The 21,168-nt window shown below is 73.8% G+C and carries 18 protein-coding genes; 12 read left to right on the top strand and 6 right to left on the bottom strand.

Annotated features, from left to right (window positions below; translation table 11 throughout):
* Positions 1–36: 36 nt before the first annotated feature.
* Complete coding sequence (locus G6W55_RS07845; RefSeq protein WP_175520061.1) at positions 37–831, bottom strand: IclR family transcriptional regulator; 795 nt, start codon at positions 829–831, stop codon at positions 37–39.
* 276 nt (positions 832–1,107) lie between these two features.
* On the opposite strand from G6W55_RS07845, the gene allB reads away from it, so the two are divergent.
* The 3 genes from allB to G6W55_RS07830 all read left to right on the top strand — a co-directional run bounded on the left by allB (position 1,108) and on the right by G6W55_RS07830 (position 4,354).
* Positions 1,108–2,484 (top strand): allantoinase AllB, encoded by a 1,377-nt coding sequence (gene allB, locus G6W55_RS07840; RefSeq protein WP_175520060.1) that lies wholly within the window; start codon positions 1,108–1,110, stop codon positions 2,482–2,484.
* 5 nt (positions 2,485–2,489) lie between these two features.
* Positions 2,490–3,614, top strand: coding sequence for an allantoicase (alc, locus tag G6W55_RS07835; protein WP_175520059.1), 1,125 nt, complete (start codon positions 2,490–2,492; stop codon positions 3,612–3,614).
* A gap of 113 nt (positions 3,615–3,727) precedes the next feature.
* A complete protein-coding gene (locus tag G6W55_RS07830; RefSeq protein WP_078635623.1) occupies positions 3,728–4,354 on the top strand; it encodes a dihydrofolate reductase family protein in 627 nt (208 codons plus the stop codon).
* Between the two features lie 21 nt (positions 4,355–4,375).
* Here G6W55_RS07830 and G6W55_RS07825 read toward each other — a convergent pair whose 3' ends face one another.
* From G6W55_RS07825 to G6W55_RS07810, 4 genes are all read right to left on the bottom strand, one after another.
* Positions 4,376–4,771, bottom strand: coding sequence for an SRPBCC domain-containing protein (locus G6W55_RS07825; RefSeq protein ID WP_078637139.1), 396 nt, complete (start codon positions 4,769–4,771; stop codon positions 4,376–4,378).
* 5 nt (positions 4,772–4,776) lie between these two features.
* A complete protein-coding gene (locus G6W55_RS07820; RefSeq protein ID WP_175520058.1) occupies positions 4,777–5,376 on the bottom strand; it encodes an ABATE domain-containing protein in 600 nt (199 codons plus the stop codon).
* 71 nt (positions 5,377–5,447) lie between these two features.
* Positions 5,448–6,632 (bottom strand): PP2C family protein-serine/threonine phosphatase, encoded by a 1,185-nt coding sequence (locus G6W55_RS07815; protein ID WP_078635644.1) that lies wholly within the window; start codon positions 6,630–6,632, stop codon positions 5,448–5,450.
* Positions 6,629–8,248: an ATP-binding protein gene (locus G6W55_RS07810; RefSeq protein WP_175520057.1), complete on the bottom strand. Its 1,620-nt coding sequence runs from the start codon at positions 8,246–8,248 to the stop codon at positions 6,629–6,631. Before G6W55_RS07810 ends, G6W55_RS07815 begins: the two co-directional genes overlap by 4 nt.
* 109 nt (positions 8,249–8,357) lie before the next feature.
* Between G6W55_RS07810 and G6W55_RS07805 the strand changes: the two genes are divergently transcribed.
* From G6W55_RS07805 to G6W55_RS07790, 4 genes are all read left to right on the top strand, one after another.
* Positions 8,358–9,128 (top strand): response regulator, encoded by a 771-nt coding sequence (locus G6W55_RS07805; protein WP_175520056.1) that lies wholly within the window; start codon positions 8,358–8,360, stop codon positions 9,126–9,128.
* A gap of 66 nt (positions 9,129–9,194) precedes the next feature.
* The gene (locus G6W55_RS07800) at positions 9,195–9,521 is read left to right on the top strand and encodes a hypothetical protein (protein ID WP_175520055.1); all 327 of its coding nucleotides are present in this window, start codon (positions 9,195–9,197) and stop codon (positions 9,519–9,521) included.
* Positions 9,522–9,632: 111 nt separating this feature from the next.
* Positions 9,633–10,901, top strand: a complete 1,269-nt coding sequence (locus G6W55_RS07795) for a histidine kinase (RefSeq protein ID WP_244367746.1) — start codon at positions 9,633–9,635, stop codon at positions 10,899–10,901.
* Positions 10,902–10,949: 48 nt separating this feature from the next.
* Complete coding sequence (locus G6W55_RS07790) at positions 10,950–11,621, top strand: response regulator transcription factor (protein ID WP_175520054.1); 672 nt, start codon at positions 10,950–10,952, stop codon at positions 11,619–11,621.
* A gap of 78 nt (positions 11,622–11,699) precedes the next feature.
* Here the strand turns inward: G6W55_RS07790 and G6W55_RS07785 are convergent, their stop codons facing one another.
* Positions 11,700–12,719, bottom strand: coding sequence for a Gfo/Idh/MocA family oxidoreductase (locus G6W55_RS07785; RefSeq protein ID WP_175520053.1), 1,020 nt, complete (start codon positions 12,717–12,719; stop codon positions 11,700–11,702).
* 129 nt (positions 12,720–12,848) lie between these two features.
* On the opposite strand from G6W55_RS07785, the gene G6W55_RS07780 reads away from it, so the two are divergent.
* The 5 genes from G6W55_RS07780 (at position 12,849) to G6W55_RS07760 (ending at position 21,094) form a co-directional block, all read left to right on the top strand.
* Positions 12,849–13,586, top strand: coding sequence for a GntR family transcriptional regulator (locus G6W55_RS07780; RefSeq protein ID WP_175520246.1), 738 nt, complete (start codon positions 12,849–12,851; stop codon positions 13,584–13,586).
* Positions 13,587–13,706: 120 nt separating this feature from the next.
* Positions 13,707–14,855: an ROK family glucokinase gene (locus G6W55_RS07775; RefSeq protein ID WP_030792201.1), complete on the top strand. Its 1,149-nt coding sequence runs from the start codon at positions 13,707–13,709 to the stop codon at positions 14,853–14,855.
* Positions 14,852–15,445, top strand: a complete 594-nt coding sequence (locus tag G6W55_RS07770; RefSeq protein ID WP_030792203.1) for a hypothetical protein — start codon at positions 14,852–14,854, stop codon at positions 15,443–15,445. Before G6W55_RS07775 ends, G6W55_RS07770 begins: the two co-directional genes overlap by 4 nt.
* A gap of 112 nt (positions 15,446–15,557) precedes the next feature.
* Positions 15,558–18,401: a DEAD/DEAH box helicase gene (locus tag G6W55_RS07765; RefSeq protein ID WP_175520052.1), complete on the top strand. Its 2,844-nt coding sequence runs from the start codon at positions 15,558–15,560 to the stop codon at positions 18,399–18,401.
* An 890-nt stretch (positions 18,402–19,291) separates the two neighbouring features.
* On the top strand, positions 19,292–21,094 hold the full coding sequence (locus G6W55_RS07760; RefSeq protein ID WP_254876151.1) for an SWIM zinc finger family protein: 1,803 nt from the start codon (positions 19,292–19,294) through the stop codon (positions 21,092–21,094).
* Positions 21,095–21,168 lie beyond the last annotated feature (74 nt).

Genomic DNA, 21,168 nt, shown 5'->3' with positions numbered 1-21,168 from the left:
GACAGGTCCTGGCCGGCGAGGGCCTCAGTGCCGCCGTCAGGAGGGGTTCTGGCTGGCGAGGGCCTCGGAGAGTTCCGCCGCGACCTGCTTCAGCACCGGCACGATCTTGTCGGTGGCCGCCTCCGTGACCCGTCCCGCCGGGCCCGAGATGGAGATGGCCGCCGCCGTGGGGGAGTCGGGCACCGACACCGCGAGGCAGCGCACGCCGATCTCCTGTTCGTTGTCGTCCACGGCGTAGCCCGTCCGCCGCACCTCGGCGAGCGCCGCGAGGAACTCCTCCGGGGTGGTGAGGGTCTTCTCGGTCGCGGCGGGCATGCCGGTGCGCTGGAGCAGGGCGCGCACCTCGGCGTCGGGGAAGCCGGCGAGCAGGGCCTTGCCGACGCCCGTGGAGTGCGGCAGCACCCGCCGGCCGACCTCGGTGAACATCCGCATCGAGTGTTTGGACGGCACCTGCGCCACGTACACGATCTCGTCGCCGTCGAGCAGCGCCATGTTCGCCGTCTCGCCGGTCACCTCGACCAGCCGGGCCAGATACGGCCGGGCCCACGTGCCGAGCAGCCGGGACGCCGACTCGCCGAGCCGGATCAGCCGGGGGCCCAGCGCGTACCGCCGGTTGGGCTGCTGACGGACGTACCCGCAGGAGACCAGGGTGCGCATCAGCCGGTGGATGGTCGGCAGCGGCAGCCCGCTGTGCGCGGACAGCTCGCTCAGGCCGACCTCGCCGCCCGCGTCGGCCATGCGCTCCAGGAGATCGAAGGCGCGCTCGAGGGACTGGACGCCTCCGCCGGTGGACTTGGCGGAGTCGGTGGTGCTGGCGCTCGACCTCGGCACGGCGCGTTCCCTTCGGACCTGGCAGGACTCGGAACTGGCGGAATGACTGGCTGAATCACTGGCGGAAGAGCTGAAGCGTACCCGGCGGCCCCCGGGCACCCTGGTGGCGCGTTATCCGCCTTCTGCCCCGCTTCTGCTCTGCGGAATCATAATTTCACTGCACGGAAACATCCAGTGTGGCGACGGTGGGGCACTCTGGAGAAGTGTGCTCTTGACGGGGTGAGAGCCGGAGATGAAGACTTCTTCAACAGAACGTTGAACGAGAGGGGGTCCCCGGTGTCCGACGCCGAACTGGTGCTGCGCTCGACGCGGGTCGTCACCCCGGAGGGGACACGCGCCGCGTCGGTCGCCGTCTCCGCCGGACGCATCACGGCCGTCCTGCCGTACGACGCACCCGTCCCCGAGGGCGCCCGGCGCGAGGACTTCGGCGACGACGTCCTGCTGCCCGGCCTGGTCGACACGCACGTCCACGTCAACGACCCCGGCCGCACCCACTGGGAGGGCTTCTGGACCGCGACGCGCGCGGCGGCGGCCGGCGGCATCACCACCCTGGTCGACATGCCGCTCAACTCCCTGCCGCCGACCACCACGGCCCGACACCTGGGCGTGAAGCGGGAGGTCGCCGCCGACAAGGCGCACATCGACGTCGGCTTCTGGGGCGGCGCCCTGCCCGACAACGTCAAGGACCTGCGCCCGCTGCACGACGCCGGGGTCTTCGGCTTCAAGGCGTTCCTGTCGCCCTCCGGCGTGGACGAGTTCCCGCACCTCGGACGGGACGAACTGGCCCGCTCCCTCGCCGAGATCGCCGGTTTCGGCGGTCTGCTGATCGTGCACGCGGAGGACCCGGACCACCTGAACGCCGCACCGCAGCACGGCGGTTCGAAGTACGCCGACTTCCTCGCCTCCCGGCCGAGGGACGCCGAGGACACCGCGATCGCCGCGCTGATCGCCGAGGCCGCCCGACTGCACGCGCGCGTGCACGTCCTGCACCTGTCCTCCGCCGACGCGCTGCCGCTGATCCGCGCGGCGAAGGCCGAGGGCGTGCGCCTCACCGTCGAGACCTGCCCGCACTACCTCACCCTCACCGCCGAGGAAGTCCCGGACGGCGCCAGCGAGTTCAAGTGCTGCCCGCCCATCCGCGAGGCCGCCAACCAGGATCTGCTCTGGCAGGCACTGGCCGACGGGACGATCGACTGCGTGGTCACCGACCACTCCCCGTCCACCGCCGACCTCAAGACCCCCGACTTCGCGACCGCCTGGGGTGGCATCTCCGGCCTCCAACTGAGCCTGTCCGCCGTCTGGACGGCGGCCCGCGCACGCGGACACGGCCTGGAGGACGTGGTCCGCTGGATGTCGGCGCGCACGGCGGAACTCGTCGGCCTCGACGGCCGCAAGGGTGCCGTCGCACCGGGCCACGACGCCGACTTCGCCGTCCTGGCGCCCGACGCGGCCTTCACCGTCGACCCGGCCGCCCTCCACCACCGTAACCCTGTCACCGCGTACGCCGGCCGCACCCTGTACGGCGTCGTGCGGTCGACCTGGCTGCGCGGTGAACGCGTCTACGCGGACGGCGAGTTCACGGCGCCGCGGGGCGAACTCCTCACCCGCACCGTCCCCTCTCGCTCCGGCCGACCCCTGGAAAGGAAGACCTGATCACCGTGGCAGCGATCCCGCACTTCACCGGCGACGCGAACCCCTACGGCGGCGGCGACCCGTACGCGGACTACCGCACGGCCGACTTCCCCTTCACCCACCACGCCGATCTCGCCGACCGGCGGCTCGGCGCGGCCGTCGTCGCCGCCGGGGACGAGTTCTTCGCCCAGCGCGAGAACCTGCTGCTGCCCGGACGCGCCGAGTTCGACCCCGAGCACTTCGGCCACAAGGGCAAGATCATGGACGGCTGGGAGACCCGCCGCCGCCGGGGCGTCTCCGCCGACCACCCGTGGCCCGCCGACGACGACCACGACTGGGCCCTGGTCCGGCTGGGCGCGCCCGGTGTGGTCCGCGGGATCGTCGTCGACACGGCCCACTTCCGCGGCAACTACCCGCAGGCGGTCTCCGTCGAGGGCACCTCGGTCGCCGGCACCCCCTCCGAGCGGGAACTGCTGGGCGGCGACGTCAAGTGGACGACCCTGGTCCCGCGCACGCCCGTCGGCGGGCACGCGGCGAACGGTTTCGCCGTCTCCGTGGAGGAGCGCTTCACCCACCTGCGGGTCAACCAGCACCCGGACGGCGGCATCGCCCGGCTGCGCGTGTACGGCGAGGTCGTCCCCGATCCCGCCTGGCTGGCGGTCCTCGGCACCTTCGACGTGGTCGCCCTGGAGAACGGCGGCCGGGCCGAGGACGCGTCCAACCTCTTCTACTCCCCGGCGTCGAACACCATCCAGCCCGGCCGCTCCCGCAAGATGGACGACGGCTGGGAGACCCGGCGCCGCCGCGACCGGGGCCACGACTGGATCCGCTACCGGCTGGCGGCGCAGGCCGAGATCCGCGCCCTGGAGATCGACACGGCGTATCTGAAGGGCAACAGCGCGGGCTGGGCGTCGGTCTCGGTCCGGGACGGCGGGGACGACGCGGGCGGTGAGTGGGAGGAGATCCTTCCGCGCACCCGCCTCCAGCCCGACACCAACCACCGTTTCGTGCTCCCGGCCCCGGTCGTCGGCACCCACGCGCGCGTGGACATCTACCCCGACGGCGGCATCTCGCGGCTGCGGCTGTTCGGTTCGCTCACCGAGGAGGGCGCGGCCCGGCTGGCGGCGAGGCACCAGGAGCTGGGCGGCTGACCCGCGCGGGCCGGCCGTCTCCCGACGCGCACCGGCCGGACCGATGAGTTGCGGGGCCGGGCGGGGTCTGAGCTGATGACAGACGACCCCGCATCCGGAAGCAGGCGATCACCATGGGCAAGCTCGTCTCCCAGATCTTCGTGACACTCGACGGCGTCTACCAGGCACCCGGCGGCCCCGGAGAGGACACCCGCGGCGGCTTCGAGCACGGCGGCTGGAGCTTCCCGTACGGCGACGAGGACTTCGGCCGGTTCGTGGACGAGGTCTTCGGCAGGGTCGGCGCGTTCCTCCTGGGCCGCCGCACCTACGACATCTTCGCCTCCTACTGGCCCAAGGTGACCGACCCCGACAACCCCGTCGCCACGAAGCTGAACGCGCTGCCGAAGTACGTCGTCTCGACCACCCTCACCGACCCGGAGTGGAACGCCACCACGGTCGTGGACGGCGACCTCGTCAAGGAGATCACGGCGCTCAAGGAACGCACCGACGGCGAACTCCAGGTCCACGGCAGCGGCGCCCTCGTCCGCTCCCTGCTGGACCTGGGGCTCCTCGACACCATCCATGTGCTGACGTTCCCGGTGGTGCTGGGCTCCGGCCTGCGCCTGTTCCCCGAGGGCACCGTGCCGACGGCCTTCCGGCGCACGTCCGGCCGCGTCACCCCCGCCGGTGTCTCCCTCCAGACGTACGACACGGACGGCAGTCCGCGGTACGGCACGTACGCGCTGCCGGACGACGAGTGACGTTCGGCGGGCCGTCGGCCGTCACCGCGCGTCGAGGGCGGCGGCGACCCGGTCCATGACGTGCTGCCAGTGCGTCCGCCGCCGTTCGCGCTCCTCGGCGCTCGTCAGATGCTCCTGGTGGAAGCGGAGCATGGTGCGGGCCCCGTCGGCGGCGGGGGCCAGGGCGACCTGGACCGTGGTGGTGCCGTGGGTGACCCGGATGCGGTCGGCGGGGCGGTAGCCGCGCACCTCGCCCGTGACCCCGTCGGCCGTCCGGTACGGCGTGCCGCGTTCCGGCGTGAGGTCCGCGCCGGGGCCGAGCCAGAGGGCGAGTCCCTCGGGGCCGCTGACGAACTCCCAGACGACGGCCACGGGGTGGGGCAGGGTGCGGGACACGCCGATCTGCCAGCCGGCGTCCTTGGTGAGTCCTGTGGGCATGACGGTCATCCTTCCTCGGTGTGACGGGCGCGCAGGGCCCTGACCTTGTGGCGGTTGCCGCAGTGCTCCATCGAGCACCAGCGGCGGCGGCCGGGGCGCGAGGTGTCGACGTAGATCAGATGGCAGTCCTCGGCGGCGCAGGTGCGGATCCGGTGCGCGAAGGGTCCGGTCAGCAGCTCGACGGCGTCCCGTGCGACGGTCGCCGCGAGCTGCGTCCCGGTGGGAGTGCCGGCCCACTCCCGGCTGCCGTCCGGCGCGATCGCGGGGGCCAGGGCCGGACGGGCGGCCGCCGCGTTGAGGATCTCCAGGTCGCGGGGCGGATACGGCTCACCGCGCGTATGGGCGTCGACCACCCGGAACAGCGCGTCGCGCAGCTCGCGCAGACCGGCCACCTCCGCCTCGGACACCTCCGGCACGGGCGTCGGCTCCAGCCGAGACCGCTCCGCCCACGCACCCACGTCCACGGGCGTGTGCAGCACCTCGTACCGCCGGTACGGACCGGGTCCGCCGGTGGTCAGCAGCTCCAGACACAGCGCGCCGGGATCGAAGCGATAGGCGACGCCTGTGTGGGAGCGGAGGGTGAGGCCCTTGGCGGCGGAGTCCATGTAACCACTATAACCGGTTACGTGAGGGCAGGGCAGGGGAACATCGGAAGGGGAGGTGACCGTGGTGCCGCTCAGGCGCCCCGGTTCCAGTCGAGGCGGAGGACCGCGAGGTCGTCGGAGTGGCGGCCGGCGTTGAGTTCGTGGGTTCTGCGGATGAGGTGGTCGACGTGGGTGACCGGGTCGGTGTGGGGGAGGTCCTCGATCAGGGCCAGGAGTCCTTCGACGCCGAGCCGGCGGGTCGTCTCGCCGTCGTGGCCCTCGGTGAGGCCGTCGGTGTACAGGGTGAGGGCGCCGCTCGCCGGGAGCGGGACGACGGTGGCGGGCCAGTGGCGCTGTTCGGGGAGGATGCCGAGCGCGATGCCGTGCGCGGCGCTCAGTTCCCGGGTGCCGTCGGCCGTCGTGAGGAGGGGTTCGTGGTGGCCGGCGAGATGGAAGGTGGCGCTGGGGGAGTCCTGGTCGAGGGTGAGGAGGGTGCAGGTGGCGAAGAGCTGCTGGCTGCCGCGTTCGGCGATCAGGATGCGTTCCATCAGGTGCAGCAGGTCCTCGCCGCGGTGTCCGCCGAGCACGAGGGAGCGCCAGGCGATGCGCAGGCAGACGCCGAGCGCGGCGGCGTCGGGGCCGTGTCCGCTGACGTCGCCGACGACGGCGTGCAGCAGACCGTCGTCGCCCTCCACCACGTCGAGGAAGTCGCCGCCCAGCAGGGCGAGCGCGGTGCCGGGCAGATAGCGGGAGGTGACGCGCACCGTGGAGGTGCCGAGGATCGGCTGCGGCAGCAGACCGCGCTCCAGTCGGGCGTTCTCCTCCGCGCGCAGCCGCGCGGCCTGCGCCTCGGCGCCCGCGCGTTCGGTCTGGCTGCGGTAGACGGCGTAGCGCAGGGTGCGGTGCAGCAGGTCCGCCTCGACCTTGCCCTTGACCAGGAAGTCCTGGGCGCCGGCGGCCATGGCGTCGGTGCCCGCCTGGGCCTCGGAGAGCCCGGTCAGGACGATGACCGCGGTGTGCGGGGCCATGCCGCGGACGGCGGCGACCGCGTCGATGCCCGACACGTCCGGCAGGTGCAGGTCGAGCAGGACGCAGTCGATGGGCGCGCCGGCGAGCGCGGAGCGGGCCGCGGCCAGCGTGGTGCGGACGGTCAGCTCGAACCGCATCCCGGTGTCGTGCAGGAGTTCCTCCACGAGCAGGGCGTCGCCGTCGTCGTCCTCGATCAGAAGGATGCGGTACACCGGTTCGTCGGGCGCCGCCTCGGGGCCCGTCCTCATGACCGCGGTCTGCGCGTCTGCTCCGCGCCGGGGCCCTCGGCCTCCGGCAGGACCGGGCGTACGGGGCTCTCCGGCGGCTCGGGGGCCAGGGTGAACCCGATCCGGGTGCCCTCCCGGTACTCCGTGTCGACGGCGATGGTGCCGCCGTGGAACTCGACGATCTTCTTGCACATCGCGAGCCCGATGCCGCTGCCGGTGAAGGAGTCCTTCGTGTGCAGCCGCTGGAAGATCACGAAGACCTTGTCGGCGTACTCGGGCGCGATGCCGATGCCGTTGTCGGTGACGGAGAACCGCCACAGGTCGCCGTCCCGTTCCGCCGTCACATGGATCGCGGGCGCCCGGTCGGGGCGGCGGAACTTGACGGCGTTGCCTATCAGGTTCTGCCAGAGCATGCCCATCTGGGTCGGGTCGGCGACCAGGGTCGGCAGCGGATCGTGGGTGATCGTCGCGCCGGCCTCCTCGATGCCGATGCTCAGCGCGGACACGGTCCGCTCGAAGACCTTCTCCAGGTCCACACTCTGATGGGTGTTGTGCATCCGCCCGACCCGGGAGAAGTCCAGCAGGTCGTTGATCAGGGTCTGCATCCGGTTGGCGCCGTCGACCGCGAACTCGATGTACTGGTCGGCCCGGGTGTCGAGTTGGCCGCCGTAGCGCCGCTGGAGGAGCTGGGTGAAGCTGGACACCTTGCGCAGCGGCTCCTGGAGGTCGTGCGAGGCGACATACGCGAACTGCTCCAACTCGGCGTTGGACCGCTGGAGTTCCGCGGCCTGCGCGTCCAGCCGCTGCCGTGCCTCCTCGGTGAAGGCCAGCTCCCGTACGAGACGGCGGCGCATGGAGTCGATCTCACCGCTGAGGCGCCGCAGGTCGGCGGGGCCGGTCGGGGAGATGGGGTGGCCGAAGTCGCCGTCGGTGATCACCCGTGCGTCCGCGGCGAGTTGCTCCAGCGGCCGGTTGATGCCGCGCCGCAGCCCCTCGAAGACGAAGGCCGTCAGCACCACGATGAGGACGGCGATGGCGCCGAACACGCCGTTGCGCAACGCCGTGACGGACATCAGGTCGTCCCGGGCCTGGACCCGGTCCGCGCGGAGCCGCTCCTGCTGTTCGCCCAGGGCAGCCCGGACGTCGTCGAAGGCGCTCTTGCCCTCCGCCGCCCGCTCGGTGGCCAGCGGCGACGGCGCACCCGGCGGCGCGGCCGCGATCGGCCGCGCGATCCGCTCCTGCCACCGCTCCACGGCGTCCTGTACGGCCTCCAGGTCCGCCAGCCGGGCCTTGTCGCCCTGGAGCAGCCCGGCGAGCTGCGCCGTGCGCGTCTTCTCCTCGGCGAGGCCCTCGGTGTAGGGGACCTTGAACGCCGGTGTGCCGGTGGCGCCGTAACCGCGGATGCCCGTCTCCTGGTTGAGCAGCGCCGACTCCAGACGGATCGCCGCGGTCAGCGCGGGGGAGCGGACGTCGACGAGGTCGTTGCTGATCGTCTCGGTCCGCGCCAGGACCCATGCTCCCGCCGTGCCGAGGGCGGCCAGGACCGCCAGGGACACGGCCGCCCCGACACGAAGCCATCGCCGGGTCGTCCACCTGGCGAGCCACGGTGCACGCGGTGGTCTGGTGTTGCCGGTCATCCTGGGAGGGCTCCTCGCTGCGACAGCCGCCCGAAGGCGCGGCCAGCACACTCTAGAGGGCGACAACGGTTGTTGTCGCGGGTGGTCCCGGGAGCCTAGAGTGCCGGGCATGCCTGGCAAGAACTTCCACCTGCGGACCACCCCGCAGGAGACGGCCGTCGTCGCCGACGACGCGGTCGGCGACCTTGTGCGGCGCCTCTCCGACCAGCTCCTCAAGGCTCCCGGGGACCCGCCGACGGACGACCCGGCCCAGGCCCTGGCCCTGCTCCACCTGCTGGACCACGTACGGCGGGCCGCCGAGCGGCTCCAGCGGGAAGCGGCCGTGGCCGCCGCCCGCGCCGGCGCTGGCTACCCGCAGCTCGGCGCCGCCTGCGGCATGACCCGGCAAGGAGCCCGGCGCCGCTGGCCGGGACTCTTCCACCACTCCGACGAACAGCCCACGGAGCTTCCGATGATGACCACCCCTGCCCGCCCGTTCGACGTCCTGCTCGTCGAGGACGACGTGGCCGACGCCATGCTCATCGAGGAAGCCCTCGCGGAGCGGGGAGCCCGCAACCTGGTCCAGGTCACCGACGGAGTCGCCGCGCTGGAGCACCTGCGCGGCGACGGCAACGCGCGCCCCGACCTGATCGTCCTCGACCTCAACATGCCGCGCATGAACGGCCGTGAGCTGCTGAAGATCCTCAAGTCGGACGAGGACCTCCAGACCATCCCGGTGGTCGTCCTCACCACGTCCACCGCCCCGGACGACGTCACCGGCGCCTACAGCAGCCACGCCAACGCGTACGTCACCAAGCCGGTCAACCTGGAGGAGTTCGAGCAGGCGGTGCAGAGCATCGACGCGTTCTACCTGGACACGGTGACGCGGCCGCGGCCCTGACGGGACGCTCATCCGCGGGCCAACCTCAGGAACCGCTCAAATCTCTTTCGATCCGTACTCCGGCTGATGAACAATCGTCGAAAACACTGGCAGGTGCGGAGAATTCTCGGCGAGATGACGATGCAATCCGTGCGTTATGACCGCGAGCAGAAGAGATTTCATCTGCTCCAGTGGGCGGCCGGGTGGAACGGTGATGCGACAGGTGAAAGCCTGTGGTCCTATTCGCTCAGGCTGGGCGGCTCGCACGCCCTTCTGAACGGCTGGGTGAAGAACGCCGGAATAAGGAACATCCTCACCGTCGAAGAGAACAGATCCCTGGAGGCGGCGCTCGCCAAGTCGATGCGTGCGCGCGCTGACGGCCCGAAAAGGCGACAGGAGCCGCGCCGAAAGTAGGTCCCCACTGCGACCTTCGGCCACGTCCCCGCTCCTTCGGTAGGCGATCCGGTCCACGGGGAGGTGGCGGGGCCCTTCGCTGCGTAGATTTGTCGACCATGAGGGACCGCCATGAGGGTTGACGACAGCGCGATGCGTACGGCGCCGAGGTTCGCGCGGCACCGGTGGCTGCTGCCGTCCGCCGTGGTCGCGGAGCTGGATCCGGACGCCGGGCGTCCCGGCCGGCCGCCCCGGCGTACGGCCCGGGACTGGGTGGTCGACCTCACCTGCTTCCTGATCGCCGTCGGCATCGCTCTGGCCGCCGCCGAGCCGCTCACCAGCGACCAGGACCTGCCCCAGGCGCTCGTCGCGGTCGACCTGCTGCTCGGCGCCCTGTCCTGCGGCGCGGTCTGGCTGCGCCGCCGCTGGCCGCTCGGTCTGGCCGTCGCCACGCTGCCCCTCGCCTTCGTCTCGACCACCTCGGCCGGGCTCGGCGCGGTCGCCCTGTTCACCCTCGCCGTGCACCGGCCCTTCCGGTACGTGGCCTGGGTCGGCGGCGTACAGATCGCCCTGCTCCCGCTCCTGATGTGGGTCCGCCCCGACCCCGAGCTGGGCTACGGCCCCGCCGTGGTGTTCAGCGCCGTCCTCTGTGTCGCGGTCATCGGCTGGGGGATGGTCGTACGGTCCAAACGGCTGCTCATGGTCAGCCTGCGCGACCGTGCGCGGCGGGCCGAGACCGAGGCGCGGCTGCGGGCCGAGCAGGCGCAGCGGCTGGCCCGGGAGGCCATCGCGCGCGAGATGCACGACGTGCTCGCCCACCGGCTGACCCTGCTCAGCGTGCACGCGGGCGCGCTGGAGTTCCGGCCGGACGCGCCCCGCGAGGAGATCGCGCGGGCCGCCGGGGTGATCCGGGAGAGCGCCCACGAGGCGCTCCAGGACCTCCGCGAGATCATCGGCGTCCTGCGGGCCGGCGAACCCGACGAGCAGGGCGGCCGGCCGCAGCCCACCCTGGCCGCCCTGGACGCCCTCGTCGGCGAGTCCCGCGAGGCCGGCGCCAAGGTCACCCTCGACCAGCGGATCACCGACCCGGGCTCCGTGCCCGCCTCCGTCGGACGCACCGCCTACCGCATCGCGCAGGAGTGCCTCACCAACGCCCGCAAGCACGCGCCGGGCGCCGAGGTCGCCGTGACCGTCACCGGCGGGCCCGGCGAGGGCCTCTCCCTGACCGTGCGCAACCCGGCCCCCGAGGGCCACGTCCCGCACGTGCCCGGCTCCGGCCAGGGCCTCATCGGGCTGACCGAACGCGCCACGCTCACCGGCGGCAGCCTGGAGCACGGCCCGCGCGCGGACGGCGGGTTCGAGGTACGGGCCTGGCTGCCCTGGCCCGCGGCGGCGCCGTAGCCGTCCCGGGCTCAACTCGGCGGCCGCAACCGTGATTACGTAAGGCACATGACTGCGATCAGACTTCTGCTCGTCGACGACGATCCGCTGGTGCGGGCCGGTCTGTCCTTCATGATGGGCGGCGCCGAGGACATCGAGATCGTCGGCGAGGCCGCGGACGGCGGCGAGGTCGAGGCGCTCGTCGAACGCACCCGGCCCGACGTCGTCCTCATGGACATCCGGATGCCGGCCGTGGACGGCATCGTCGCCACGGAGCGGGTACGGGCCCGGCCGGACGCCCCGCAGGTCGTCGTCCTCACCACCTTCCACGCCGACGAACAGGTGCTGCGGGCGCTGCGCGCGGGCGCCGCCGGGTTCGTCCTCAAGGACACCCCGCCCGCCGAGATCCTCGACGCGGTGCGCCGGGTCGCGGGCGGCGACCCCGTCCTGTCACCGACCGTCACCCGTCAGTTGATGGCGCACGCGGCCGGCACGGCGGCCGACACCCGCCACGCACGCGCGCGTGAACGGCTCGCCGGCCTGGGGGAGCGCGAACGCGAGGTCGCCGTCGCCGTCGGCCGGGGACTGTCCAACGCCGAGATCGCCGCGGCCCTGTTCATGAGCGTCGCCACCGTCAAGGCCCACGTCTCCCGCGTCCTGGCCAAACTCGACCTCAACAACCGCGTCCAGATCGCCCTGCTCGCCTACGACGCGGGCCTCCTCGACGAGGACGGGCACTAGGCCGGGACGTTGGGGCGAACGGCGCGGTGGCCCGCGCGCACGGCACCTCGCCCGCGCCCCGGCTCACCCGATCCCGGCTCACCCGATCCCGGCCGTCGCCCCCGGGATCTCCGCCATCGCCACCGCCCGGCGCTCCCGGCGGGACGTCTCGCACGCCTCGGCGATCCGCAGCGCGTGCAGCGCCTCGCGGCCGTCGCACGGGTTGGGGCGCTGGCCGTGCAGCACCTCCACGAACGCGATCAGCTCCGCCTCGTACGCGGGCGCGAAGCGCTCCAGGAAGCCCGTCCAGGGCTTGTCGGCGGCCGGTGGGCCGGTGGGCTCGGTGGAGGCGATCGGGGTGCGGTCGTCCAAGCCGACGACGATCTGGTCCAGCTCACCGGCCAGCTCCATGCGCACGTCGTAGCCGGCGCCGTTCAGCCGGGTCGCCGTGGCCGTGGCGAGCGTGCCGTCGTCCAGCGTGAGGACCACGGCCGCCGTGTCGACGTCCCGCGCCGCGCGGAACATCGCGGGCCCCGCGTCGGACCCGGTCGCGTACACGTCCCGCACCTCGCGCCCGGTGACCCAGCGCAGACAGTCGAAGTCGTGGATGAGGGCGTCCCGGAAGATGCCGCCGGAGACCGGCAGCCAGTCGGCCGGCGGCGGCGACTGGTCCGAGGTCAGCGCCCGTACGGTGTGCAGCCGCCCGAGCCGTCCGGACCGCACCGCCTCCCGCGCCCCGGCGTACCCCTTGTCGAAGCGGCGCTGGTAGCCCATCTGGAGGATCGTTCCCGCGGCCTCCACCTCGGCGATCGCCTGGAGCGTGCCCGTCAGGTCCAGGGCGATGGGCTGCTCGCAGAACACCGGGAGCCCGCTGCGCGCCGCCCGGCCGATCAGTTCGGCGTGCGCCGCGGTGGAGGCCGTGATCACCACCGCGTCCACGCCCCAGCGGAAGATCTCCTCCACCCCGGGGGCGGCCGTCTCGCCGAGCCGCAGCGCGAGCGCCTGCGCCCGCGCGGGGTCCGAGTCCGTGAGGATCAGGGACCCGACCTCGCGGTGACGGCTGAGCGTGTTCGCATGAATGGTGCCGATGCGGCCCGTCCCGATGACCCCGATGCGCATGAGAACAAAGTGACCTCGCAGACGGGGCTGTGTCAATGTGTATGTCCGGACAATCGAACTACACAACTTCCCGTCAACAGCGCCCGGAGCTACGCTCGGCGGGTGCAGAAACCAGAAGTGGACCCGACCGTGACGCTCGACCTGCGTGTGGACCGTAGCTCACCGGTCCCCCTGTACTTCCAGCTCTCCCAGCAGTTGGAGGCGGCGATCGAGCACGGATCGCTCACCCCGGGCAGCCTGCTGGGCAACGAGATCGAGCTGGCGGGCCGGCTCGGCCTGTCCCGCCCGACCGTGCGCCAGGCGATCCAGTCCCTCGTCGACAAGGGCCTGCTGGTGCGCCGCCGCGGTGTCGGCACCCAGGTCGTGCACAGCCAGGTCAAGCGGCCCCTGGAGCTGAGCAGCCTCTTCGACGACCTGGAGGCGGCCGGCCAGCGCCCCGCGACCACCGTCGTGGTCAACACCGTCGAGCCCGCGTCCGCCGAGGTCGCCGCCGCGCTGTCGGTCGCCGAGGGCAGCGAGGTGCACCGGGTGGAGCGGCTGCGCCTCGCGCACGGCGAACCCATGGCCTACCTGTGCAACCACCTCCCCGCCGGCCTGCTCGAACTGGACACCGGCCGGCTGGAGGCGACCGGCCTGTACCGGCTGATGCGCGCCGCCGGGATCACCCTGCACAGCGCCCGCCAGTCCATCGGCGCCCGCGCCGCCACCGCCGCCGAGGCCGAGCGGCTCACCGAGGCGGAGGGCGCCCCGCTGCTCACCATGCAGCGCACGACCTTCGACGACACCGGGCGCGCCGTGGAGTTCGGCGACCACATCTACCGGCCGAGCCGCTACTCGTTCGAGTTCCAGCTTCTCGTACGGTCCTGAGCGCGCCGGGCCGCCTCCGGGGCTCGCCTTGATCGTCGTATTGTCCGGACAATGCGACCGGAAGGGGCCTTCCTCCCCTGTACGGCACCCGCCGTACGCGTGAGGCAGAATTTGGCCTTGATGAGCACCTACGGCAACTTCACCGCCCCCATCGGCTCCCGTCGCGCCCCCGCCCTGCGCACGGTGGGCACCAGGGAGCGCCGCTCGCACCTGACCGCACCCCGGGTGCCCACGGTCGGCATCGACATCGGCGGCACCAAGGTGATGGCCGGTGTCGTCGACGCCGACGGCAACATCCTGGAGAAGGTCCGCGCGGAGACCCCGGACAAGTCCAAGAGCCCGAAGGTCGTCGAGGACACGATCGTCGAACTCGTCCTGGACCTCTCCGACCGCCACGACGTGCACGCGGTCGGCGTCGGCGCCGCCGGGTGGGTCGACGCCGACCGCAACCGCGTGCTGTTCGCGCCCCATCTGTCCTGGCGCAACGAGCCCCTCAGGGACCGGCTCTCCGACCGGCTCGCGGTGCCCGTGCTGGTCGACAACGACGCCAACACCGCCGCCTGGGCCGAGTGGCGCTTCGGCGCCGGCCGCGGCGAGGACCACCTGGTCATGATCACCCTCGGTACCGGCATCGGCGGCGCCATCCTCGAAGAGGGCCAGGTCAAGCGCGGCAAGTACGGTGTCGCCGGCGAGTTCGGCCATATGCAGGTCGTCCCCGGCGGCCACCGCTGCCCGTGCGGCAACCGCGGCTGCTGGGAGCAGTACAGCTCCGGCAACGCGCTGGTCCGCGAGGCCAAGGAGCTGGCCGCCGCCGACTCCCCGGTGGCCTACGGGATCATCGAGCACGTCAAGGGGCAGATCGGCGACATCACCGGGCCGATGATCACGGAACTCGCCCGCGAGGGCGACGCGATGTGCATCGAGCTGCTCCAGGACATCGGCCAGTGGCTCGGCGTCGGCATCGCCAACCTCGCCGCCGCCCTGGACCCCTCCTGCTTCGTCATCGGCGGCGGGGTCTCGGCCGCCGACGACCTCCTCATCGCGCCCGCGCGGGACGCCTTCAAACGCCAGCTCACCGGCCGCGGCTACCGCCCCGAGGCCCGGATCGTGCGCGCCCAGCTCGGCCCCGAGGCCGGCATGGTCGGCGCAGCCGATCTGTCCCGGCTGGTCGCCCGCCGCTTCCGGCGCGCCAAGCGCCGCCGCGTGGAGCGCTACGAGCGCTTCGAACGGTTCACCGAGGCGGCCCGCCGCGCCCGGGACACCGCGTGACCGCCGCGCTGCCCCGCCAGGCCACACCGCCCGACGAACCGCCCCGCCCGCCCGAGGACCGCCGCCATGTGATCCGCCGCAGGGCGCTCACCCTGCTGATCATCGTGCTGCTCATCGGCGTCCCGGCCGGCTACCTGGTGATCTCCGCCAACCAGAGCCGCGACAGCGGCAAGGACAAGGAGGCCAAGTACTCGGCGACCGGGCTGACCGAGGGCTGGCCGTCCAAGGTCCAGCGCCGCCTCTACCAGGTGCCGGTCCCGCACCCCTCGAACCAGGTCGCCTACTACGAGACGAACAACTGGAAGACCAGCCGGCTCTACGTGCAGTTCCAGACCACGCACGCCGGACTCGACCAGTTCCTCTCCGACATCGGCGTCAGCCGCGACGACCTGCGCAAGGACGACATCACGATCAGCGCCCGCGACCGGGACATCACCGGCTGGCGGTTCTCCGGACCCGGCGCGCGCACCGGCGAGTACTACGGCCTGGTCCGCGAGCGGAAGAACCCGACGCCGACCCTGGACGTCGTCGTGAACCACCAGAACCCGATATACCCGATGGTGTACGTCGTCTCGCGCACCGTGCCCTGACCGGCCGCCGGGGCCGGGCGCGCGCCGCTCGGACAGGCCGCCGGGGCCGATTGTCGGACCCCGCCCGTAGAGTCGGAGACGAGTGATCCGACAGGAGGGCGGGAGGTGGACGATGCGTACGACAGAGCGCGGTGCGGCCGTACCCGTGGCCGCGCACGCCGCCGCCGTACGGCTCGCCGCCGTCTTCCTGCCCGCGCCCCTCCCGCGCGACGGCCGGATCGCCCTGTGGGACCCCGACGGCGGCCCGCTGCCCGACACCCCGCACGCGGAGCCCACCGAACTGACCGTCGTCCGCCCGCACGGCGCGTCCGTGCGCCGCAGGGCGGCGCCCGCCCTGTCGCTGCCCCTCGACAAGGCGCTCCCGCTGCTCGTGCACGCCCGCCGCGACCCCGCCGCTCATCCCGCCACCGCCTGCTGGGGCGCCGCCGCGCTGCACGCCCTGCGGCTCACCGCGCGCGGGCGTCTGCTGCCCGGTCTGACCCCGGCGGGGCACGACGCCTGGCGGGCCGGCCCGCTCGACCCGCAGGACATCGCACACCTGCGCGCCGTCGCCGCCGCCCTGCCCCCCGAGGGGCACGCCGTTCCGCTGCCCGGCCCCGGCGCGCTCCGGCTGCCGCAGCCCGAGGCCCTGATGCGCTCCTTCCTGGACGCCGTCGCGGACACCCTGCCCCGGACCCCCGCGGCGCCGCACGCGTGCGGGAAGCCCTTCGCGGACCGCCCGCCCCAGCGGCTGCCCGGCCCCGCCGCCCACGACTGGGCCGCCGAGGTCGCCGCCGGCATGGACGCGGGCGTGCGGATCTCGCTCCGCCTGGACCTCTCGGCCTACGACCTCTTCGACGACGGGGAGTCGGCGCGCCGCGCGGGCGCCGCGATCGTCCAGGTGCACAGCCTCGCCGACCCCACCCTGGTGACGGACGCGGCGACCCTGTGGGCGGGCGCCGCCGACGCCGCCTTCGGGCCCCGCGCGCGGGTCGACGCCGCGCTCGCCGTGCGCCGCGCGGCCCGCGTCTGGCCGCCGCTCGCCCGGCTCGCCGACCAGGACGCCCCCGACGTCCTCGCCCTGTCCGAGGAGGAACTGGGCGATCTGCTCGGCGTGGCCGCGACCCGCCTCGCGGCCGCCGGGGTCGCCGTGCACTGGCCGCGCGACCTCGCCCAGGACCTGAGCGCCGCCGCCGTCGTACGGCCCGCTCCCGGCTCGGCGACCGACGGCACCGGCTTCTTCGAGAGCGACGAACTCCTCCAGTTCCGCTGGCAGTTGGCGCTCGGCGGCGATCCGCTCAGCGAAGCCGAGATGGACATGCTCGCCGAGGCCCACCGGCCCGTCGTCCGCCTCCGGGACCAGTGGGTCCTGGTCGACCCCGCGCTCGTCCGCAAGGCGCGCAAACGCGAACTGGGCCTGCTGGACCCGGTCGACGCCCTGTCCGCCGCGCTCACCGGCACCGCCGAGGTCGACGGCGAACCGGTCGAGGCGGTGCCCGTCGGCGCGCTGGCCACCCTGCGCGACCGGCTCACCGCGGGCGTCCGCCCCGCCGAGCCACCGCCCGGCCTCCAGGCCACCCTGCGCGACTACCAACTCCGGGGCCTGGCCTGGCTGGACCTCATGACCTCCCTCGGCCTCGGCGGCTGCCTCGCCGACGACATGGGCCTCGGCAAGACCGTCACCGTGATCGCCCTCCATCTGCGCCGGGCCCGCACCGAACCGACCCTGGTGGTCTGCCCCGCCTCCCTCCTCGGCAACTGGCAGCGCGAGATCCACCGCTTCGCGCCCGGCGTCCCCGTCCGCCGCTTCCACGGCACCGACCGCAGCCTCGACGACCTGACCGGCGGTTTCGTCCTCACCACCTACGGCACCATGCGCTCCGCGGCGCCCGCGCTCGCCGAACAGCCGTGGGGCATGGTCGTCGCCGACGAGGCCCAGCACGTGAAGAACCCCTACTCGGCGACCGCCAAGGCGCTGCGCACGATCCCGACGCCCGCGCGCGTGGCGCTCACCGGTACACCCGTCGAGAACAACCTGTCCGAACTGTGGGCCCTGCTCGACTGGACGACGCCCGGACTCCTCGGCCCCCTGAAGTCCTTCCGCGCCCGCCATGCGCGTGCCGTCGAGAACGGCGAGGATGCGGAGGCGGTGGAGCGGCTCTCGCGGCTGGTCCGCCCGTTCCTGCTGCGCCGCAAGAAGTCCGACCCCGGGATCGTGCCCGAGCTGCCGCCCAAGACCGAGACCGACCATCCGGTCCCGCTCACCCGTGAACAGGCGGCGCTCTACGAGGCGGTGGTGCGCGAGTCGCTGCTCGCCATCGAGACGGCGGACGGCATCGCCCGCCGGGGCCTGGTGCTCAAGCTGCTCGGCGCGCTCAAGCAGATCTGCGACCACCCGGCGCTGTACCTCAAGGAGGAGGCGACCGCCGTGGGCGACGCCCTCGCCGCCCGCTCCGGCAAACTCGCCCTGCTCGACGAACTCCTCGACACGCTGCTCGCCGAGGACGGGTCCGCGCTCGTGTTCACCCAGTACGTCGGCATGGCCCGCCTGATCACCGCGCACCTCGCCGCCCGCGCGATCCCCGTCGACCTGCTCCACGGCGGCACACCCGTGCCCGAACGGGAACGCATGGTGGACCGCTTCCAGAGCGGCGCCACGCCGGTCCTCGTCCTCTCCCTCAAGGCCGCCGGCACCGGCCTCAACCTCACCCGCGCGGGCCATGTCGTCCACTTCGACCGCTGGTGGAACCCGGCCGTGGAGGAACAGGCCACCGACCGCGCCTACCGCATCGGCCAGACCCAGCCCGTCCAGGTCCACCGCCTCATCACCGAGGGCACCGTCGAGGACCGCATCGCCGACATGCTCCAGGCCAAGCGCGCCTTGGCCGACGCGATCCTCGGCTCCGGAGAATCCGCCCTCACGGAACTGACGGACCGCGAACTGACCGATCTGGTCCGCCTGAGGAGGGAGGCGTGATGCGGGACCACTCGGACCCCGGCCCCCGCCCCGCGGACGAGGCCCGCCGTGCCCTGCGCGCCGCGCGCGACCGCGGGCGCCCTTCGACGGCGCCACCCGAGGAGGGAGCCTCCCGCCCCGAGCCCGGCCCGGGGGATGCGGTGCGTGCGGCGTTGCGGGGCGACTCGACGCCCGCCGACGCCGACGGCACGGCGGTTCCGGTGCCGAGTGTTGGCGGTGCGACGGACCCGGTGCCGGGTGTTGGTGGTGCGACGGACCCGGTGCCTGGTGAGGGTGGTGCGATGGGCACGGTGTCGGGCGCCGATCGTGCGACGGATCCGGTGCCGGGCACCGAGGCGGCGGACGAGTCCCGGCTGCCGGGCGAGTCCGGTGCGCCGGGCGGGCCCCGCGCGCCGAGGCCGGGTGATGCGGTGCGCGCGCCCTTGGGCGGCTTGGCGGGCTCCACCCCGGGTGCCGAGGCCGTGGACGGGCCTCAGCAGTCGGATGTGTCCCGAGAGTTGGGTGAGCCCCGGGCGCCGAAGCCGGGCGACGCGGTGCGCGAGGCCCTGCGCGGCCCGTCGGGCTCCGCCCCGGGAATCGAGGCCGTGGACGAGCCTCGGCAGTCGGACGCGCCCCGGGCTGCGAGGCCGGGCGACGTGGCGCGTGCCGCCCTGCGCGGCGTCGCGGCCTCTGCCCCCGGTATCGAGGCGGGGGACGGGTCTCCACAGCCGGATGTGCCCCACGAGCCGACCCCGCCCCGGACGCCCAGGCCGGGCGACGCTGCGCGCGCGGCCTTGCACGGCCCGACGGGCTCCGCCCCAGGGACCGGGGCCGCGGACGAGTCCCGCACGCCGGACGAGCCCCGCGCGCCGAGGCCGGGTGACGCGGCGCGTGCCGCCCTGCGGCGTCGGATGGCCTTGGCCAACAGTGGCGTGGCGGATGCCGTACCTTCCGGCGAGGTCCTGGACGCGTCCCAGGGGGCGGGCGAGACGAGGCCAGGGGACGCCGTGCGGGCGGCCCTGCGGCGCCCCGCCGGTTCCGTGTCGGCGGACGGTCACTCGGCCGAGTTTGTCCCACCCACCGGTCGTCCCGTGGACCCGGCTGCGGACGGGACCCCGGCGTCCGGTGAGCGTCCGTCGGAGAACCAACCCGCGGAGTCGGACGGTGCGCGGCCCGGGGATCTGGCTCGGGAGGCGTTGCGGGCGGCTCGGGCCCAGGCTCGTAGCGGGGAGGTGTCTGTTCCGCGGGTGGGGCGGACGCCCGCCGAGCGGGCCGTCGACGCCGTCGCGCGTGCCGGGGCCGGGGACGTTTCCCGGGAGCGGGCCCGGGCCGTGCGGCAGGTGCTCGCCGGGGCGTTCCGTATGCCGTCGGACGCCTCCGAGCCCGAGCATCTGCCCGAGCCCGAGCCGGACGTGGAGTCCGGGGTGGCGGCCCACGTTCCCCGTTCCATGGCCGCCCCCGCCCGGGACGGCGATCATCGGCGTACCTTCGCCGCCTTCGCGCCCCGGCCCGCCGCGTCACGGTTCGCCGAGACCTGGTGGGGGAACGCCTGGGTCGCCGCCCTGGAGGAAGGGGCGTTGGACGCCAAGCGGCTGGCGCGCGGGCGGAGTTACGCCGAGCAGGGCAGCGTGGACGCCATCACGGTCACCCCGGGGCTGGTCCTCGCGTACGTGCGGGGGAGCCGTCCCCGGCCCTACCGCGTACAGGTGCGGCTGCGTACGTTCGGCGCCGACGACTGGGAGCGGTTCCTGGACGCCGCCGTGGAGCGCCCCGCGCACATCGCCGCGCTGCTCGACAAGGAGATGCCGGAGTCGCTCGCCGAGTGCGGGGTGCCGTTGCTGCCCGGCCCCGGCGACCTCGATCCGCACTGCACCTGCCCCGACCGCGGCCACCCCTGCAAGCACGCCGCCGCCCTGTGCTACCAGACCGCACGTCTCCTGGACGCCGACCCGTTCGTCCTGCTCCTGCTGCGCGGCCGGGGCGAACGGGAACTGCTGGACGCCCTGTCCCGCCGTAACGCCACGCGGGCCGCCCGCGCCGCCCAGGAACAGGACCCGGCACCGCTGCCGGGCGTCCGCGCCACCGAGGCCCTCGCCGCGCGCCGACTCCCGCCGCTCCCGCCCCCGTTGCCCGCGCCCGCGCACCCCGAGCAGCCCCCGGCCTACCCCTCCGCGCCCGGCGGACCCGACGCCTTCCAGCTCGACCAGCTCGCCACCGACGCCGCCGCCCGCGCCCACGCCCTGCTGGCCACCGGCCACGACGAGATCGGCGAACTCACCCTGTGGCAGGACGCGGTACGGCTCGCCGCCGCTCGCCCCGGCTCCGGGCTGACCGCCGCCACCCGCTCCCTCTACGCCTCCCTCGCCTCCGCCGCCGGCCGCACCCCTGCCGACCTGGCGCGCGCGGTCGCCGCGTGGCGGCAGGGCGGCCCGGACGGCCTCACCGTCCTGGAGGAACCCTGGGACCCGCCGGCCGGCCGCTTCGACCGGGCCCGCCCGCTGCTCCTGGCCGCCGACCTCCCCGCCTTCCGGCCCTGGCGCAACCACCTCACCCACCCCCGGGGCGGTCTCCAGCTCCGCTTCGGCCGCGACGGCCTGTGGTACGCCTACGAGTCCGAGCCGGACCGTGACGACTGGTGGCCCCGCGGCACCCCCGACCCGGACCCCGTCGGCGCCCTCACCGGCCTCGGCGGCGGCGACTCCGAGGAACCCTGACGGCCCGCCCGAGCACACCGCCCGACTCCCGAACTCCCTGAAGCGCGGGCCGACTTCACCGCCGTCTCCTACCA

Source organism: Streptomyces sp. CAI-85 (assembly GCF_013363615.1).
GTDB classification, from domain to species: Bacteria; Actinomycetota; Actinomycetes; order Streptomycetales; family Streptomycetaceae; genus Streptomyces; species Streptomyces antibioticus_B.
The sequence above is the reverse complement of the archived record's forward strand: the minus strand, read 5'-3'. Positions and strand labels throughout refer to the sequence as shown.